We start from the raw sequence: 17646 nt of genomic DNA, 5'->3' as shown, positions 1-17646 counted from the left end.
GGTCAGTCCGGCAGGCGGTGCTCACCGCGCATGATATCAGCCAGGGTCTCCCGCTCCCGCACCAGGTGCACCGAATCGCCATCTACCATGACTTCGGCGGCACGGGGCCGGCTGTTGTAATTGGAGCTCATGGTGAAGCCATAGGCGCCGGCGCCCGACAGCGCCAGCAGGTCGCCCTGCTCGATACTCAGCTCCCGCTGCTTGCCGAGAAAGTCACCGGTTTCGCAGACCGGGCCAACCACTTCCCAGCATTCAGTGGCCGCGCTGGCCTGCTGGCGGGCGTTGCGAATATCCAGCCAGGCCTGGTACAGGGCCGGGCGAAGCATGTCGTTCATGGCCGCGTCCACCAGGGCAAAGTTGTGTTCCGGGGTCCGCTTCAGGTACTCCACCCGGGTCAGGAGCAGGCCGGCATTGGCGGCGATTGAGCGCCCGGGCTCAAACACCAGGGTGAGCGGTCGCTCGCCCAGCTCTGCGCGCACTGCGGCAATGTAGTCGCCGATCGATGGCGGCTGTTCGTCCCTGTAGCAGACACCGAGGCCGCCGCCGAGGTCCAGGTGATGCAGCACGATGCCCTGGTCCGCCAGGTCGTCCACCAGTGCCAGCAGGCGCTTGAGGGCGTCGATGAAGGGACTGATCTGGGTCAGCTGGGAGCCGATATGGCAATCCACGCCCACCACCTCGATAAATGGCAGCTCTGCGGCTCGTTGGTAGACCGCCATGGCTTCATCCATGGTGACACCGAACTTGTTTTCCTTGAGCCCGGTGGAGATGTACGGATGGGTGTTGGCATCGACATCCGGGTTGACCCGCACCGATACCCGGGCTGTTTTGGCCAGTTGCGCGGCCACCCCGGCCAGCACTTCCAGCTCCGCCGCCGATTCCAGGTTGAAACAGGCGATGTCCAGCTCCAGTGCCCGGGCCATTTCCAGGGGCTTCTTGCCGACCCCGGAAAATACCACTTTGCCCGGGTCGCCACCGGCGGCGATAACCCGTTCCAGTTCGCCCAGCGAGACGATATCGAAACCGGCCCCAAGTCGAGCGAGCGTGTCGAGCACCGCCAGGTTGGAGTTTGCTTTTACCGCGTAGCAGATCAGGTGTTCACACCCGGCCAGGGCGTCCTGGTACTCCCTGAAGGATGCCTCCAGGGCGCCGCGGGAATAGACATAGCAAGGCGTGCCATGGCGCTCGGCAATTTTGCTGACGGGGGTGCCCTCGGCGTGAAGTTCGCCGTCCCGATAGGGGAAATAATCCATTGAAGGTCTCTTTGGTTTACATGCCGTCGGGAGTTGGCTCTTCGCTGTTGTCACTGGCGTTGCCGTGAGCCCCTGGTTCCGGTGCCTCGTCGGGCAGGTAAAGGGGGCCGGTCTGGCCACAGCCGCCCAGCAGGACCAGCAGTGTCAATGCAGCGAGATAGCGCATGGGATGTTCCCGAAGTGCAAAAGCAGCGATTATACCTGCCGGTAGTAAGCGGTGCGAGCAGCCCGTATCATGTGCGCAACGCACAATCTGGATGGTATGACGTGATTTCTGAAGCAGAATATGGCGAGCTGGTTGACCAGACCTTCGAGGCGGTGGAACTGGCCCTGGATGAGGTCGACAGTGACCTCGACTACGAGGCAGGGGGCGGTGTCCTGACCGTGAAGTTCGAGAATGGCACCACCATGGTATTCAGCCGGCAGCCGCCGGTGCGCCAGCTCTGGTTCGCCGCTCGCGCCGGCGGCTTCCATTACGAGTACGACCCCGCAGCGGGGGACTGGCGCAATACCCGCGACGGCAGTCTGTTCCGGCCCTTCGTGGTGGAGCAGATGAGATCCCAGGGGGACATCGATTTTCAATGGCTTTGAAGTGGGTGTTGCCGGCGCTGTTGGCAGGGGCTCAGGGTGCCCTGGCAGCGGAGCCGCTGTACGTCAGGAACCTGAGCCCGGTAGCGGGCCTGCTGGGGCTTCCCGCCCAGCGCAGCGCCGATATTTCACCCGCCGGCCAGTTCGACCTCGCTCTGCACGGCAGTATCGCCAGCCACTACGTGGTGGAGGCAAAGACCGGGGAATTCCTCAACCTGGATGGCGAAACCTCCCGGTTGGCGCTGGAAGCCCGCTACGCCCTCGGCGATAACTGGGATTTGCAGCTGGAAGTCCCCTGGCTCGAACACAGTGGTGGCAGCCTGGATTCGCTGATCGACAAATGGCATGACTTCTGGGGCATGTCTGATGGCGGACGCTCCGACGCAGAGCAGGATCTGCTGAATTACACCTACCTGGGTGCCGACAACTTTTCCCTGGTGGAGGACGGCTCGGGCCTCGGCGACACCAGCCTGTCCCTCAGCTACCGGTTCCTTGCCGACAGGAACTCCGCCGCTGCCGTCGTTGCCGGTTACAAGTTTGCCACCGGGGATGAGGACGAATTTCTCGGCTCCGGCGCCGCCGATGCCTATCTCGCACTGCGCTTTTCAGGCGACCATAACGGTGACCTGCCACTGCGCTGGCACGGCCAGCTGGGTTACCTGTATGCCGGTGAAAGCGAGCTGATTGAAACTATCCAGGAACGGCACCTGTGGTTCGCCGGCCTTGGCCTGGACTGGCGCATCGGCGAGTCATGGTCTGTGCTCGGGCAGGTCGATGCCCACGCTGCGCCGGCCGACAGTGATATCAAGGGCATCGGCGACGCGGCGATCATGCTCAGCGTGGGCGCCCGCTGGCGCTTTGCCGAAAGCTGGGTGCTGGATGTCAGCCTGGTGGAGGATATCCAGGTAGAGACCGCGCCGGATGTGGTGTTCCAGGCCGGGGTGAGGTGGCGGCGGTAGCCTAGTGTCTTTCCGCCAGCAACGCCGTGGCGCGTTTCGCCGCCGCGGCCACCTGCGCCGGCGCGGTACCGCCCAGGTGGTCCCTCGCACTCACAGATCCCTCCAGCGTCAACACCTCGAACACGTCCTCCCCGATATCGGTGCAGAATCCCTGCAGGGTGTCCAGTGACATCTCGGCCAGGTCCAGGTCATGCTCGACGCCGTGGGCGACGGCCTTGCCCACCACCTCATGGGCATCCCGGAAGGGCAGTCCCAGGCCCACCAGGTAGTCCGCCAGGTCGGTGGCGGTGGAAAAACCGGAGCGTGCCGCCTCCCGCATCTGCTCCTTGCGGGGCCTGATGGCGGGTACCATGTCGGCGAAGGCGCGCAGTGAATCCAGCACGGTGTCGATGGTGTCGAACAGCGGCTCCTTGTCTTCCTGGTTGTCCTTGTTGTAAGCCAGAGGCTGGCTCTTCATCAGGGTCAGCAGTGAAACCAGGTGGCCGTTGACCCTGCCGACCTTGCCGCGCACCAGTTCCGGCACGTCCGGATTCTTCTTCTGCGGCATGATGGATGAGCCGGTGCAGAACCGGTCTGGCAGTTCGATAAAATTGAACTGCGCCGAGGTCCAGATCACCAGTTCCTCGGACATGCGCGACAGGTGGGTCATCAGCAGTGAAGCGAAGGCGCAGAATTCGATGGCAAAGTCCCGGTCAGACACAGAATCGAGGGAGTTTTCGGTGGGCTTGTCGAAGGCCAGCGCGCGCGCTGTTTGTGCGCGATCGATGGGATAAGTCGTGCCCGCCAGGGCAGCGGCACCCAGCGGTGACTGGTTCATCCGCGCCCGGCAGTCCATCAGCCGGCCGTAGTCGCGCTGCAGCATTTCGTTCCAGGCCAGCAGGTGGTGACCGAAGGTGACCGGCTGGGCCGTCTGCAGGTGGGTAAAACCGGGCATGATGGTGTCGGTGTTGGCAGCGGCGAGCTCGATAGTGCCGGCCTGCAGCCGGGTCAGTTCCGCGCCGATCAGGTCGATCGCACGGCGCAGGTAGAGGCGGATGTCGGTGGCCACCTGGTCATTGCGCGAGCGCCCGGTGTGCAGTTTCTTGCCAGTGATGCCAATCAGTTCGGTGAGCCGTGCCTCGATATTCATGTGCACGTCTTCCAGCTCAATGGACCACTGGAAACTGCCGTCCTCGATCTCCTGGCTCACCCGGGCGAGTCCGTCCTGGATCTCCCTGAGTTCCTCCGCACTCAGCACGCCGACCTTGCACAGCATTTCGGCGTGCGCCAGAGAGCCGGCGATGTCCTCGGCGGCCATGCGCTGGTCGAAATTTACCGAGGCGGTAAACCGTTGTACAAAGCTGTCAGTGGCTTCACTGAAGCGCCCTCCCCAGAGTTTACTGGTGTCCTGTTGCTCGCTCATTTTCTGTCCTGTTGTGCAAAAGCCTGTCCGGCGTGACTTTTTATCTTGTCCGGGTGAAAAAGGGATGCAAGTATACCAGCTATGTATTCACCAGCGCGCCTCCATGCAGCCTGTGCCGGCTGAGCGGGAACGGGATTCGGGAACACCGGACGCCGGGGAGTTTTTTATTCCCGACCTGTGCGCACCGCGCGCGGTCTTTGTCATGGTGCTGCTCGCCGAATTGCTGGTGCTGGTGTTCAGCCTGGGGGCCAGCAATTTACCGCGCTTCAACTGGGACCTGTTTGCCCGCTGTTCGCTGTTCGTGCAGTGGGTAGTACTGGTATCTGCCCTGTTGCTGTGCTGGACCCGCAAGCCATTCAGCCGCCTGCAGCTACCCCTGGCGACCCTGTTAAGCCTGGCCCTGATTCTGGCGGTGACCGCGGGGACGAGTATGATCGCCCTGCAGGTGTTTCCGCGGCTGTCCGGGGCCACCGACCTGGGATGGTGGATGCTGCGCAATCTGCTGGTGGCACTGGTGATGGGCGGCATTGTCCTGCGCTATTTCTATCTGCAACAGCTATTGCGCAGGCAGGAGAAGCTGGAACTGCTGGCGCGGCTGGACTCGTTGCGCTCGCGTATACGCCCGCATTTCCTCTTCAATACCCTCAACAGCATTGCCAGCTTGATCATGTCGCGACCACAGTCAGCGGAGCAGGCGGTGGAGGACCTGGCGGAACTGTTCCGGGCCAGCCTGAAGGAAAACAGGGGCGAGACCACGGTGGCGGACGAAATCCGGCTGTGCGAACTGTACCTCGGTATTGAACAGTTGCGGCTGGGGGAACGGCTGGCGGTCGAATGGCAGGTGGCGGACCGGGTAAGGGCACAACCCATGCCCAGCCTGATACTGCAACCGCTGGTGGAAAATGCGGTGTATCACGGTATCGCCCGGCTGCCCGAGGGTGGCTGCATCCGCATTGCCCTGCGGCTTGACGGGGAACGTGTGTACGCAGAGGTGGAAAACCCGGTGCCCGACGGTAGCGGAAAGCCCGGCGGCAATCACCTGGCCCTGGTCAACGTGGAGCAGCGCCTGCAGGCGACCTATGGCGCTACCGCCACGCTGCAGACCTTTCCCGGCGAACAGTTATTCCGGGTGGAACTCAGCTATGCCCCGGGGGGCGGGCTGTGAAAATTCTGGTGGTCGACGACGAACCGCTGGCCCGGGAGCGCCTGGTGCGGCTGCTGGGCAATATTCGACCGCAGGCGACCTGCCTGCAGGCGGGCGACGGCAACGAGGCCCTGGCCCAGGTGGCGACCGCCGATCCCGACCTGGTGCTGCTGGATATTCGGATGCCGGGCAAGGATGGCATCGAAGTGGCGGCGGAACTGGAGCAGCGGGAATCGCCGCCGGCGATCGTGTTCTGCACCGCCTATGACGAGTATGCACTTCAGGCGCTGCAACACCAGGCCGTGGCCTACCTCCTGAAGCCCGTGCGCGAGGCCGAGCTGGAGCAGGCGCTGGCCAGTGCGGGCAGGGTCAATCGACTGCAACTGGCAGCCCTGCGCAGCGACGATGGGGCTCGCAGCTCGGTGAGCAGTCAAACCCATCGGGGCCTCGAGTCCCTGCTGGTGGCTCAGGTGCGTTGCTTTCTTGCGGAGCAAAAGTATGTCACCGCGCTGGCTCCGGGCCAGGAGCTGCTCATTCCCGATACGCTCAAGGACCTGGAACAGGAGTTTTCCGGGCAGTTTTTACGTGTCCATCGCAACGCGCTGGTCGCGCTGGAACATATCCAGCGGCTGCAGAAGAACCGGGATGGGTCCTGGCAGGTGGTGCTGGACGGTGTCGAGATCACGCCGGCGATCAGTCGGCGTCACCTGACGGAAGTCAAACAACGACTCGCCAGGCGCTGATCCTGCCCCGGCGCGGTGGTATCATGTGCGGCCACCCGCCATTCTCCGCAACTGCAAGGAATCCACTGATATGCCCACCCGCACGCTGACTATTGCCACCCGGGAGAGCCCGCTTGCCCTCTGGCAGGCGGAGTATGTTCGCGGCGCGCTGGAGCGCGCCCATCCGGGGCTGGAGGTCAGGTTGCTGGGGATGACCTCCCGCGGGGACCAGTTACTGGACGTACCTCTGGCGAAAGTGGGAGGCAAGGGCCTGTTCGTCAAGGAACTGGAGACCGCGCTGCTCGATGGCAGCGCCGATATCGCAGTGCACTCCATGAAGGATGTGCCCATGGAGTTCCCCCAGGGTCTCCGCCTGGGCGTGATCTGTGAGCGGGAGGATCCTACCGATGCATTTGTCAGCAACCGTTACAGGAGTCTGGGCGATTTACCCGGCGGAGCCGTGGTCGGCACCTCCAGCCTGCGTCGCGAGTGCCAGCTGCGAGCCCGCCGGCCGGATCTTGAAGTGAAGTTTTTACGCGGTAACGTCAACACCAGACTGAGAAAGCTGGACGCAGGGGAGTACGACGCCATTATCCTGGCCAGCGCCGGCCTGCTCCGGCTCGGCTTTGAAGACCGCATTGCCGGCAGCATTCACGTCGATGATTCCCTGCCGGCAGGCGGGCAGGGTGCCGTCGGCATAGAACTGCGCAGTGATGACGGCGAGGTGATGGAGTTGCTGCGGCCATTGCACCATGAGGACACCGCCCGGCGGGTGATTGCCGAGCGGGCCATGAACCGGCGGCTCAACGGTGGCTGCCAGGTTCCCATCGCCTGTTACGCCGAATATGTTTCCGCTGGGCAATTGCGCCTGCGTGGGCTGGTGGGCAGGCCCGATGGCAGCGAGATCCTGCGCGCCGAAGGCAGTGCCAGCCCGAAGGATGCCGAGCAACTGGGCATCGCCGTCGCCGACGATCTGCTGGAGCAGGGGGCGGAGGCTATCCTGGCCGAGGTCTATGACGACTAGCGTGCTGGTGACCCGTCCCGCCGGGCAGGCCGGGCCGCTGCTGGACGCCCTGGCGGCCGCCGGGTTCGGCCCTTTGCACCACTGCCCGATGTTGGTTCTCGAGCCGGTGGAACAGCTTGCCCCGGCTCAGCGCCAGCACCTGCTGGACCTCGAGTTGTACCAGCACATCATTTTTATCAGCGCCAATGCGGTGCGCTATGGTATGGAGCGCATCGACGACTACTGGCCTCAGCTGCCCACCGGTATCCATTGGTATGCCATTGGCGAAACCACAGCACAGTTGCTGCGTGAACGGGGTCTTACCCCCTTAAGCCCCGGACAGGACATGAACAGCGAAGGGCTGTTGTCACTGCCTCAGCTGCAATCCGTGGACGGGCAGCGCGTGCTGATCATCAAGGGGCGGGGCGGGCGCGCCACCCTCAGGCAGTCGCTGGAGCAGCGCGGTGCCCGGGTGGATGAGCTGGCATGCTACTGCCGCAGCCGCCCGCGACTCCCGCCGGATGAGCTGCCCAAACTGTTGCGTGATGAGGCAATCGACGTGGTGCTGGTCAGCAGCGGCGAGGGGCTCGGCAACATGCTGACATTGCTTAGCGCCCAAGAAACCACTAAGTTTAGTGACATAGGCCTGATTGTGCCCTCCCCCCGGGTGGCTGCACTGGCGCGACAGGCGGGTTTCAGCAACGTGGTCACCGCGGCTAACGCCTCGGACGCGGCCATGGTGCAGGCCCTGCAGCAATGGCAAGCCGGAGACTAGCGAGTGAGCGAGAACAAGAACAACCAGCCAGCCGACGAACCCCAGGCTGATGCTGGCGACAGCACCGAAGCTGAATCCCCAGCCATCAACAAGCCGGCCGACCCTGCCCCGGAGCCAGAAACCCAGCCGGTTGCGGACAACACCGCCAAGCCGGCTTCCGGCTCCGGTGGCTCTTCGGTCGCGGGCTGGCTGTCCCTGCTCCTGGTGCTGGCTGTCGCGGGCGTCGGCGGCTGGTCGGTCATGCAGGCGGTGGAACGTGAAAAAAACCTCAAGAGCAGGATCGCCGAGCTGGAAAACCAGGCGAAGGTCGAAGCCGTTGAGGTCGATATTGAGGGTGCAGTGCGTTCGGTGGAACGGTCCCTGGAGGAGCGCCTGCAAGCGGGACTGCAGCAGGTTCGGCGGGAAAATGACCGCCAGTCCGAGCAGCTGTCCCAGCTGGGCCAGCAATTGCAGAACCAGTCAGAGAGACTGGCCTCGTTCAGCGCCAATGATCACGAAAGCTGGCTGCGGGCGGAAGTCCAGTACCTGCTGCGGCTGGCAAACCAGCGGGTGATCATGGCCCGGGATACGGAATCTGCGCTGGCCCTGCTCGGCAGTGCCGACGGTATTCTGCGCCAGCTCGACGATGTTTCCATGCATGAAGTACGTGCGGCCATTGCAGCGGAGCAGGCCGCCCTGCGGGCTGTACCCCGGATCGATGTGGAGGGTATATATCTCAGGCTGTCGGCGCTGATCGAACAGGCCGACAGCCTGGTCATTTTCCAGATGCCGGAGCAGGACGAGCGGTTGGCCGACTCCGGGTCCGAAGAGGATGACTGGCAGGTACGACTGGAGCGGGGTTACGAGCAGGCGGCGCGCAAGTTGTCGGAATATATTGTGATCCGTCGCCGCGATGTGCCCATGCAGGCCCTGATGGACCCGCAATGGGAGGGGCTGGTGCGGCAAAACCTGCGGATGTTGCTGGAGCAGGCGCAGGTCGCCCTGTTGTCCGGGAACCAGACGCTGTATGTGGAAAGCCTGCAGCGCTCCCAGCACTGGGTCGCCGAGTTCTTCGACACCGACGAGGCCGCCGCCCGGGCCATGTCGCGGGAAATAGCCCAGCTGGAATCGCGTACCGTGCAGGTGGCCATGCCTGACCTGACCCGCTCGCTGGAGGCGCTGGATGCGGCGGTGAAGAAACGCCTGCAACAGGGAGGCGCCGAGTAAGCCATGCGCAAACTATTCGCCCTGGTCCTGATCGCCCTGTTGCTGGGGGTGGGTATTGTTGCCGTTATCGAAACCGACCCCGGATACGTGTTGATCGCCTATGGCAATTACACGATAGAGACCAGCCTCTGGGTTGGAATTGTCGTCCTGGGGCTGTTTACCCTGGGCGTTTACCTGCTGTTGCGATTGTTCAGGCGGCTGTTGGGCGGACAGCGGTCCCTGGCCAGCTGGCTGGGGGGGCGACGGACCCGGGCCGCGTCCCGGCTGACCACCCGTGGCCTGATCAGCTTCATCGAGGGCAACTGGAGCCGGGCGCGGCGCCAGCTGCTGCGCGGCGCCCGGAACAGCGAGGCGCCGCTGGTGAATTACCTGATATCGGCCCGCGCCAGTTATCGCCTCAACGAGCCGGACAAAATGCGGGAATACCTCGGTGCGGCGGAGGCCGCCGAGTCCGAGGCGGGAATCGCGGTGGAACTGACCCAGGCGGAGTTGCGCCTGCTCTCTGGAAAGTACGAACAGGCGTTGGCCACCCTGGTTCGCGCCCGCCGCAATGCTGGCCGCCATCCGTACGTACTCGACCTGTTGCACCGGGCCTATTATGGTCTCAAGGACTGGCCCGAACTGGTCACCCTGTTGCCGGAACTGAAGAAGTACAAAGTACTGCCGGCGGAGGCCCTGGAATCCCTCGAGCGTGAGGTGTACACCGAAATGCTGGCTGCCAGCGCCACCGCGGACGACAGCGGCGAGGCGCTGAGCCAGGCCTGGCAAAAGATGCCGCCGGCACTCAAGCAGGATGCCTCGGTGCTTCACCGCTACGTTGCCCTGTTGGTGCAGGGCGGTAATCATGAGGCTGCGGAGAAGGTCATACCCCGCGCACTCAAGCAGAACTGGGATTCCAGGCTGGTACGCGAGTTCGGCTATGTCCAGGGACAGGACAGCGCCAGGCAGCTGTCCCAGGCGGAAAGCTGGTTGCCCGCCCATACCGACGACCCCCAGCTGCTGTTGTGCCTGGGCAGGCTGGCGGCGAGAGAGAAGCTATGGGGCAAAGCGCGGGATTACTTCGAGTCCAGCTATCGGCTTGAGCGCAGTGCTGAAACCTGTGCGGAACTGGGGCGCCTGCTGGTAGCACTGGGCGAACCCAAAGTGGCGGCGGCTTACTTTCGCGAGGGTCTGCAGCTGAAGGAGACCGGGCTGCCGGAGTTGCCGATGCCGGAATCGACGATTCCTGCCGCCAGGCGTCTGGCCGGGAGCTGAACGAGCTTCCGGTGATGCTCAGCCGGGACCGATCCCCAGTTCAGACCAGATTTCGTTCACCCGCTGCTTGACCGATTCGTCCATGGCGATTGGCTCACCCCATTCGCGATCCGTTTCTCCCGGCCACTTGTTGGTGGCGTCCAAGCCCACCTTGGACCCGAGTCCCGCGACAGGAGACGCAAAGTCCAGGTAGTCGATGGGCGTGTTGTCGATAAAAACACAGTCGCGCTGCGGATCCATGCGGGTGGTGATGGCCCAGATGACATCCTTCCAGTCCCGGGCGTTCACATCCTCGTCGGTCACGATCACAAACTTGGTGTACATGAACTGGCGCAGGAAGGACCATACGCCGAGCATGACCCGTTTGGCGTGGCCGGGATATTCCTTGCGCATGGTGACCACGGCCATGCGGTAGGAACAGCCCTCCGGTGGCAGGTAAAAGTCACTGATTTCAGGAAACTGCTTTTGCAGCAAGGGTATAAAGACCTCGTTGAGAGCGACACCCAGCACTGCGGGCTCGTCGGGGGGCCTGCCGGTATAGGTGCTGTGATAAATCGGTGACTCCCGGTGGGTGATCGCCGCAACCGTGAAGACCGGGAAGCGTTCCACCTCGTTGTAGTACCCGGTGTGATCACCGAAGGGCCCCTCGTCAGCCTCTTCCCCCGGTTCCAGGTAGCCCTCCAGGATGTATTCGGCACTGGCCGGTACCTGCAGTCCGTGTTCCCGGCATAGCGGGGTAAAACATTCCGCGATTTCGGTCTTGCTGCCGCGCAACAGTCCGGCAAAGGCGTATTCGGAAATGCCGTCGGGGATGGGCGTGACCGCCCCCAGGGTGGTGGCAGGGTCCGCCCCCAGGGCAATGGCGACCGGGTAGCGCTTGCCGGGGTGACTGAGCTGCCAGTCCCGATAATCCAGCGCGCCACCGCGGTGAGACAGCCAGCGCATGATCAGTTTGTTCCTGCCGATCAACTGCATGCGGTAAATACCGAGGTTTTGCCGGTCCTTTTCCGGTCCGCGGGTGATCACCAGCGGCCAGGTCACCAGGGGCCCGGCATCGCCGGGCCAGCAGGTCTGGATGGGTAGCTGGTAGAGATCAACTTCATCGCCGGTTTTCGCATGGTACTGGCAGGGGGGATTGCGCACCGTGCTCGGCCCCATGTTCAATACCTGCTTCAGTACCGGAGCCTTGTCGACCAGGTCACGCATGCCCTTGGGGGGATCCGGCTGGCGCAGGTAGGCGAGTAATTCTCCAATCTCTCGCAGCGCGGAAATGTCTTCCTCGCCCATGCCCAGGGCGACCCGCTGTTCGGTGCCAAACAGGTTGGCGAGAACCGGGGTGTCATAGCCTTTGGGATTTTCGAACAACAGGGCAGGGCCGCCAGCCCGCAGGGTGCGGTCGGCGACCTCGGTCATCTCGAGGTGGGGATCAACTTCGGTTGTTATCCGCACCAGTTCGCCGCGTTGTTCCAGTTCGGCGATGAATTCGCGGAGGTCTTTGTATTTCACGCGCTTTTGGTTCCATGCGTTGGTGTCGGGTGACACTACACTCTGTAGTTTATGGGCGCAATGTTGCCTTGGTTCGCAGGGGGTCGCCCCAAGCCGGCAGTACCTCCCTGTTGGGGAACGCCAAAAAGCGCACGTCCATGTGCAGGCTCGGCGGCTGCCGTCCCTGGCAGCCGACGTCCCCAACAGGGAGGTACTGCCACCCTGTGGCTGCATCGAGCACATTAACGATGGGTAAAAACCAGATTCGCTTCCGCACCTCTCGATGTTAGCGCACGCGGGGCTGGTCAAGGGGGCGGGGGCGTCTGCGACCAGGGACGGTCGCAGCCGAGCCTGCACATGGACGTGCGCTTTTTGGCGGTCCCCGCCCCCTTGACCAGGCGCGCGGGTGCGGCGGGTGTAGAACAGAACTCAGGCGTTAGAAGTCTCTGGATCCCCGCTTGCCCCAGGGCACCCTCTCTTGCGCCTGCAGCGCAATGCACCTCGTTCGCCGGGGTGACAATCGGGGCCAGTGGGTCAGAGATACCCGGACCACTGCAGGTGAGTCGGAAAACGTGCGCCTTACTTGCGCTTCATCGACATGAAGAACTCGTCGTTGGTCTTGGTGTCCTTGAGTTTGTCGATCAGGAACTCAATGGCTGGCAGGTCCTCCATACCGTGGAGCAGCTTGCGCAGAATCCACATGCGTTGCAGTTCTTCCTCACCGGTAAGCAGTTCCTCGCGGCGGGTGCCGGAGCTACGGATATTGATGGCCGGGTAAACACGCTTTTCCGCCACCTTGCGATCCAGGTGCAGTTCCATGTTGCCGGTGCCCTTGAATTCCTCGTAGATGACCTCGTCCATTTTGGAGCCGGTGTTGATCAGGGCGGTGGCGATAATTGACAGGCTGCCGCCTTCTTCAATGTTGCGGGCCGCTCCAAAGAAGCGCTTTGGGCGTTCCAGTGCGTGGGCGTCGACACCACCGGTAAGTACCTTGCCGGAGGAGGGGATCACCGTGTTGTAGGCGCGGGCCAGGCGGGTGATGGAGTCCAGCAGGATGACCACGTCTTTTTTGTGTTCAACCAGCCGCTTGGCTTTTTCGATCACCATATCCGCCACCTGGACGTGGCGTGAGGGCGGTTCGTCGAAGGTCGATGCCACAACCTCTGCGCCGCGAGCGCCAACCGAGCGCTGCATCTCGGTCACTTCTTCCGGACGCTCGTCGATCAATAGCACAATAATGTAGCAATCGGGGCTGTTGCTGATGATGGCCTGGGCGATGTTCTGCATCATGATGGTCTTGCCGGCCTTGGGCGGAGCGACCAGCAGGCCACGCTGGCCTTTGCCGATGGGTGCGACCAGGTCGATGATACGACCGGTGAGATCCTCGGAACTGCCGTTGCCTTTTTCCAGGGTCAGGCGCTCGTCGGGAAACAGGGGAGTCAGGTTTTCAAACAGGATCTTGTGCTTGGCGCTTTCCGGCTTGCTGAAGTTGATTTCGCCGACCTTGAGCAGGGCAAAGTAACGCTCGCTGTCCTTGGGGGGCCTGATTTTGCCGGAGATGGTGTCACCGGTGCGCAGGTTGAAACGGCGAATCTGGCTGGGAGACACATAGATGTCGTCCGGTCCCGCCAGGTAGGAACTGTCTGCGCTACGCAGGAATCCGAAACCGTCCTGGAGAATCTCCAGTACCCCGTCGCCGTAAATGTCCTCGCCGCTTTTGGCGTGGCGCTTGAGGATGGCAAAAATGATGTCCTGTTTGCGGGAACGGGCCATGTTGTCCAGGCCCATATCCTTGGCGATATCGATGAGTTCCTGGGTAGGTTTGGTTTTCAGATCGGTAAGATTCATAGATGACAGATGTGCTTTTGACTCGGGGGGAATTGGTTTAAATAAAAAAGCGCGCGGGCGTTCGTTGCCAGCAGAGTGAAGCTTAATAATGAGTAGCAGAGTTATTATTGCGGCACGGGAATGTGCAGGCAAAGAAAATGTAGCACGGTGGGAATGGGCCGTCTACAGGTTTTTTTTCAATGTAGCGCTTTTCTTCAAACAGCGTCGGGACCCTCAACGTAGCTGAGGGCTCTGACTGGCTGAGGGCTCCGATGAGCTGAGGGCTCCGGCGCCAGGCCGGGGGTGGTTTTTACCAGGCGTTCAGTGATGGCCCCAGAATATGTTGTGACTTGCCGATCACGTGGGAGCTCTGCCCCACGATGAGCGGGTCTGTCTTGACGACTTCATGGTTCTTCCCGGGGTAGTCGAGGCTGTTGAGGAAGTGCTGCATGCAGGCCAGGCGGGCCCGTTTCTTGTCGGAGGATTTTACAATAGCCCAGGGAGCGTCCGCGGTGTCGGTGTAGAAAAACATCGCTTCCTTGGCTTCGGTGTACTCATCCCACTTGTCCAGCGATGCCTGATCGATAGGTGACAGTTTCCATTGTTTCAGCGGGTCGTTGCGGCGTTTGTCGAAACGCGCGTGTTGTTCTTCCCGGGTCACCGAGAACCAGTACTTGAACAGGCGTATACCACTGCGCACCATCATGCGCTCCAGTTCCGGAGTCTGGCGCATGAATTCCAGATAATCCTCAGGTGTACAGAATTCCATTACCCGTTCAACGCCAGCCCGGTTGTACCAGCTGCGGTCGAACATGACGATTTCACCCCTGGTCGGAAAGTGTTTGATATAGCGCTGGAAGTACCATTCACCTTTTTCCTGTTCGGCAGGTTTCTCCAGCGCGACCACCCGGGCACCGCGCGGGTTCAGGTGTTCCATGAAACGCTTGATGGTTCCGCCCTTGCCGGCGGCGTCCCGGCCCTCGAACAGGACCACAAGTTTCTGGCCGGTATCCTTTACCCAGCGCTGTACCTTGAGTAATTCCACCTGCAGCAGGCGTTTGGTCGCCTCGTATTCCTCCGCACTCATCTTGGCGCTGTAGGGGAATACGCCACTGATAAACAGGTTGCGGATGGCTTCCGGTGAGTCGAGGGTGCCCACCAGCTCTTCTTTCAGCTGAGGTGGGTTATAGGGATTGGTTTCACTGGCCTGGGCCAGATTGTCGTTCGCGCTCTCGGCAGCGCGGGAAGCGAGGGGTTGCTCGGCCACGGGGGTTTCTCCACTGCAAAAACCTTAATGAAGCCACCGCGCTGTGGCCGAGACAATGATACGAATCAATGTCAGGAAGCTTAGATCACTTCCTGGATAAATTCGGTGAGCTGTGACTTGGAAAGCGCGCCGACCTTGGTCGCCTCGGCGTTGCCATCCTTGAAAACGATCAGGGTGGGGATGCCGCGAATGCCGAATTTGGGTGGAATCTCGGGATTGGCGTCGACATCGACCTTGGCGATCTTGAGCTTGCCTTCATATTCCGCGGCAATTTCATCCAGCACAGGAGCGATCATCTTGCAGGGGCCGCACCACTCCGCCCAGAAATCCACCAGTACGGGGATATCCGAATTGAGGACTTCGGCGTCAAAGGTAGCGTCGCTCACGTGTACGATCTGTTCTGACATGTTGTTCTCCGGTTGATCTGCGGTTGCCATCACCGCGTAGGTTTCAAGTTGGCCATGATACCACCGGCTTAATGGGGTACAAGCAAAGTGCCAGAGTTTTTAGGAATGACCTTAGTGCTCTGTGCTATAACTCAGACCATGTGGTAGCGCGGTGGCCAGGTGGCCCTGCCTGCGCTGCTGTCGATAAAGATGGGGACGCATGAACAAAAAACAACTGCTGGTTCTCGCGGTAATAGGGGCGGCCCTGTTTACCTGGTTTGCTCTCGACCTGGGTCAGTACCTGCAGCTGGCCCTTGTTCAGGAGCGCATCGAGGAGCTGCGCAGCTGGTACGGGCAGAATCCGCTGTTGGCCGGGCTGGTCTATTTCGCCGTTTATGTCGCGGTGACCGGGTTGTCAGTGCCTGGCGCCGCGGTAATGACGCTGGCGGGCGGGGCCCTGTTCGGCTTCTGGTATGCCCTCCTGTTGGTGTCTTTTGGCAGCACCATCGGCGCAACGCTGGCTTTTCTGGTGTCGCGCACGCTGTTGCGTGACTGGGTGCAGGGGCGCTTCGGGCGTCAGCTGAAGGCGATCAACGCGGGGTTTGCCCGTGACGGCGCGTTTTACCTGTTTACCCTGCGCCTGGTGCCGCTGTTTCCTTTTTTCGTCATCAACCTGTTGATGGGCCTGTTGCCTATCGGTGTCTGGCGCTATTACTGGGTATCCCAGTTGGGCATGCTGCCGGCGACCGCAGTCTACGTGAACGCGGGAACCCAGCTGGGGCAATTGCAATCGCTGTCTGGAATCGTCTCCCCCGGCTTGCTGGGCTCCTTCGTACTGCTGGGCCTGTTCCCGCTACTGGCCAGATTCCTGGTGGCTTGGCTGGCGGGCAGGCGCAAGCTGGCCGATTGGGACAAACCTGCCCGTTTTGATACCAACCTGATCGTCATTGGTGCTGGCTCTGCCGGGCTGGTGGCTGCCCTGATTGCCGCTACGGTGAAAGCAAAAGTCACCCTGGTAGAACGGGACAGGATGGGCGGGGACTGCCTTAACACCGGTTGCGTGCCCTCCAAGGCCCTGATTCGCTCCGCGCGAATGGCGCGCTATGCCGGCAGGGCGGAAGAATTCGGTCTGGCGCCGATGGCGGTAGAGGTCCGCTTTGGTGAGGTGATGCGACGGGTCCATCGGGTGATTAAAACCATAGAACCCCACGACTCGGTCGAGCGCTTTACCTCCCTGGGCGTGGACTGCCTGCAAGGCGAGGCCAGGATTGTTTCTCCCTGGGAGGTGGAAGTTGATGGCCGCCGAATCAGCGCTCCGCGAATTGTGCTTGCCAGTGGCGCCCGGCCGCGTATCCCGGCGATTCCCGGCCTGGACGCCATCGACTACCTGACTTCAGACACCGTATGGTCGCTGGAGCAGTTACCAGAGCGCCTGCTGGTCCTGGGTGCCGGTCCGATTGGCTGTGAACTGGCCCAGGCCTTCTCCGCCCTGGGCAGTAAGGTCACCCTGGTTACCCACGCAGAACGCATCATGCCCCGGGAAGACCCCGAGGTTTCCGGGCATATGGCGACCGTTTTTATCGCAGCGGGCATCGACGTGCGCTGCGCTGCCGAACCGCTGAGCTTCGACGGGGGAACCGAAAACAGCTGCGTTTTGTCGGTAGACGCAGAGCAGCAGACCGTGAGGTTCGACAAGGTGCTGTTGGCAGTAGGGCGCACCGCCAATGTCGAGCATATGGGGCTGGAGTCTGTGGGAGTCGACTGCAACAGGCAGGGGCAGGTGATCGTGGACGAGTACTTGCGTACCACCATGCCCACGATTCTTGCGGCTGGTGATGTCGCCGGTCCCTACCAGTTTACCCATATGGCGAGTCACCAGGCCTGGTACGCCGCGGTCAACGCGCTGTTTGGGCGTTTCCGCAAGTTCAGGGTGGATTATTCTGTGGTGCCCTGGGCCACATTTACCGATCCCGAGGTGGGTCGGGTTGGACTCAACGAGATCGAGGCGATCGAGCGGGGCATCGCCTATGAGGTCAGTCGCTACGACATCAGTGACCTGGACCGCGCCATCGCCGACGGTGAGGCCGGGGGCTTTGTGAAGGTACTCACCGCGCCGGGCAGTGACCGCATCCTGGGGGCGACGATCGTGGGTTATCACGCGGGGGAGTTGATCAACGAATTCGTCATGGCCATGAAGCACGGCCTGGGCCTCAATAAAATCCTCGGCACCATCCATATTTACCCGACGCTCGGTGAGAGTAACAAGTTCCTGGCCGGCGAGTGGCGCAAGGCGCGTAAGCCGGAAAAATTACTGCGGTGGGTAGAGCGCTACCACAGGTTCGTGCGCGGTTAACCGCAACCCCGGGGATGGTGTG

At 62.0% G+C, this 17646-nt stretch carries 16 protein-coding genes; 9 read left to right on the top strand and 7 right to left on the bottom strand.

Features of this window, described 5'->3' with window-relative positions:
• Positions 1-2: 2 nt before the first annotated feature.
• Positions 3-1253, bottom strand: a complete 1251-nt coding sequence (gene lysA / locus E2F43_RS03400; protein WP_133209550.1) for a diaminopimelate decarboxylase — start codon at positions 1251-1253, stop codon at positions 3-5.
• Between the two features lie 16 nt (positions 1254-1269).
• Complete coding sequence (gene lptM, locus E2F43_RS03395; RefSeq protein WP_133209548.1) at positions 1270-1419, bottom strand: LPS translocon maturation chaperone LptM; 150 nt, start codon at positions 1417-1419, stop codon at positions 1270-1272.
• A gap of 101 nt (positions 1420-1520) precedes the next feature.
• Between lptM and cyaY the strand changes: the two genes are divergently transcribed.
• Together cyaY and E2F43_RS03385 are read left to right on the top strand one after the other, a co-directional pair.
• Complete coding sequence (cyaY, locus tag E2F43_RS03390; protein WP_133209546.1) at positions 1521-1844, top strand: iron donor protein CyaY; 324 nt, start codon at positions 1521-1523, stop codon at positions 1842-1844.
• A complete protein-coding gene (locus E2F43_RS03385; RefSeq protein WP_133209544.1) occupies positions 1835-2800 on the top strand; it encodes a DUF3187 family protein in 966 nt (321 codons plus the stop codon). The genes cyaY and E2F43_RS03385 overlap by 10 nt, the downstream gene beginning before the upstream one ends.
• Position 2801: 1 nt before the next feature.
• Here E2F43_RS03385 and argH read toward each other — a convergent pair whose 3' ends face one another.
• Complete coding sequence (gene argH / locus E2F43_RS03380) at positions 2802-4202, bottom strand: argininosuccinate lyase (RefSeq protein ID WP_133209542.1); 1401 nt, start codon at positions 4200-4202, stop codon at positions 2802-2804.
• Positions 4203-4266: 64 nt separating this feature from the next.
• Here argH and E2F43_RS03375 point away from each other — a divergent pair, with 64 nt between their 5' ends.
• The 6 genes from E2F43_RS03375 to E2F43_RS03350 all read left to right on the top strand — a co-directional run bounded on the left by E2F43_RS03375 (position 4267) and on the right by E2F43_RS03350 (position 10306).
• On the top strand, positions 4267-5367 hold the full coding sequence (locus tag E2F43_RS03375) for a sensor histidine kinase (RefSeq protein ID WP_165954177.1): 1101 nt from the start codon (positions 4267-4269) through the stop codon (positions 5365-5367).
• Positions 5364-6089 carry a LytR/AlgR family response regulator transcription factor gene (locus E2F43_RS03370; protein ID WP_133209538.1) on the top strand — a complete coding sequence of 242 codons (726 nt, stop codon included), beginning with the start codon at positions 5364-5366 and terminating at the stop codon, positions 6087-6089. Before E2F43_RS03375 ends, E2F43_RS03370 begins: the two co-directional genes overlap by 4 nt.
• Positions 6090-6159: 70 nt before the next feature.
• Positions 6160-7092 carry a hydroxymethylbilane synthase gene (gene hemC / locus E2F43_RS03365; RefSeq protein WP_133209536.1) on the top strand — a complete coding sequence of 311 codons (933 nt, stop codon included), beginning with the start codon at positions 6160-6162 and terminating at the stop codon, positions 7090-7092.
• Complete coding sequence (locus E2F43_RS03360; RefSeq protein ID WP_133209534.1) at positions 7082-7846, top strand: uroporphyrinogen-III synthase; 765 nt, start codon at positions 7082-7084, stop codon at positions 7844-7846. The genes hemC and E2F43_RS03360 overlap by 11 nt, the downstream gene beginning before the upstream one ends.
• Before the next feature lie 3 nt (positions 7847-7849).
• Entirely contained in the window at positions 7850-9052 is a 1203-nt protein-coding gene (locus E2F43_RS03355; RefSeq protein WP_133209532.1) for a uroporphyrinogen-III C-methyltransferase, read from the top strand.
• A 3-nt stretch (positions 9053-9055) separates the two neighbouring features.
• Positions 9056-10306: a heme biosynthesis HemY N-terminal domain-containing protein gene (locus tag E2F43_RS03350; RefSeq protein WP_133209530.1), complete on the top strand. Its 1251-nt coding sequence runs from the start codon at positions 9056-9058 to the stop codon at positions 10304-10306.
• 18 nt (positions 10307-10324) lie between these two features.
• Here E2F43_RS03350 and ubiD read toward each other — a convergent pair whose 3' ends face one another.
• The 4 genes from ubiD to trxA form a co-directional block, all read right to left on the bottom strand.
• On the bottom strand, positions 10325-11812 hold the full coding sequence (gene ubiD / locus E2F43_RS03345) for a 4-hydroxy-3-polyprenylbenzoate decarboxylase (RefSeq protein WP_133209528.1): 1488 nt from the start codon (positions 11810-11812) through the stop codon (positions 10325-10327).
• A gap of 558 nt (positions 11813-12370) precedes the next feature.
• On the bottom strand, positions 12371-13639 hold the full coding sequence (rho, locus tag E2F43_RS03340) for a transcription termination factor Rho (RefSeq protein ID WP_133209526.1): 1269 nt from the start codon (positions 13637-13639) through the stop codon (positions 12371-12373).
• Between the two features lie 289 nt (positions 13640-13928).
• The gene (gene ppk2, locus E2F43_RS03335; protein ID WP_238946727.1) at positions 13929-14885 is read right to left on the bottom strand and encodes a polyphosphate kinase 2; all 957 of its coding nucleotides are present in this window, start codon (positions 14883-14885) and stop codon (positions 13929-13931) included.
• Between the two features lie 80 nt (positions 14886-14965).
• Positions 14966-15292, bottom strand: coding sequence for a thioredoxin TrxA (gene trxA, locus E2F43_RS03330; RefSeq protein ID WP_165954176.1), 327 nt, complete (start codon positions 15290-15292; stop codon positions 14966-14968).
• A 199-nt stretch (positions 15293-15491) separates the two neighbouring features.
• On the opposite strand from trxA, the gene E2F43_RS03325 reads away from it, so the two are divergent.
• The gene (locus E2F43_RS03325; protein WP_133209522.1) at positions 15492-17624 is read left to right on the top strand and encodes an FAD-dependent oxidoreductase; all 2133 of its coding nucleotides are present in this window, start codon (positions 15492-15494) and stop codon (positions 17622-17624) included.
• The last annotated feature ends 22 nt before the right edge of the window (positions 17625-17646 follow it).

It is taken from the genome of Seongchinamella unica, assembly GCF_004354085.1.
Classification (GTDB): domain Bacteria; phylum Pseudomonadota; class Gammaproteobacteria; order Pseudomonadales; family Halieaceae; genus Halioglobus; species Halioglobus unicus.
This window is presented reverse-complemented; position numbering and strand designations above follow the sequence as displayed.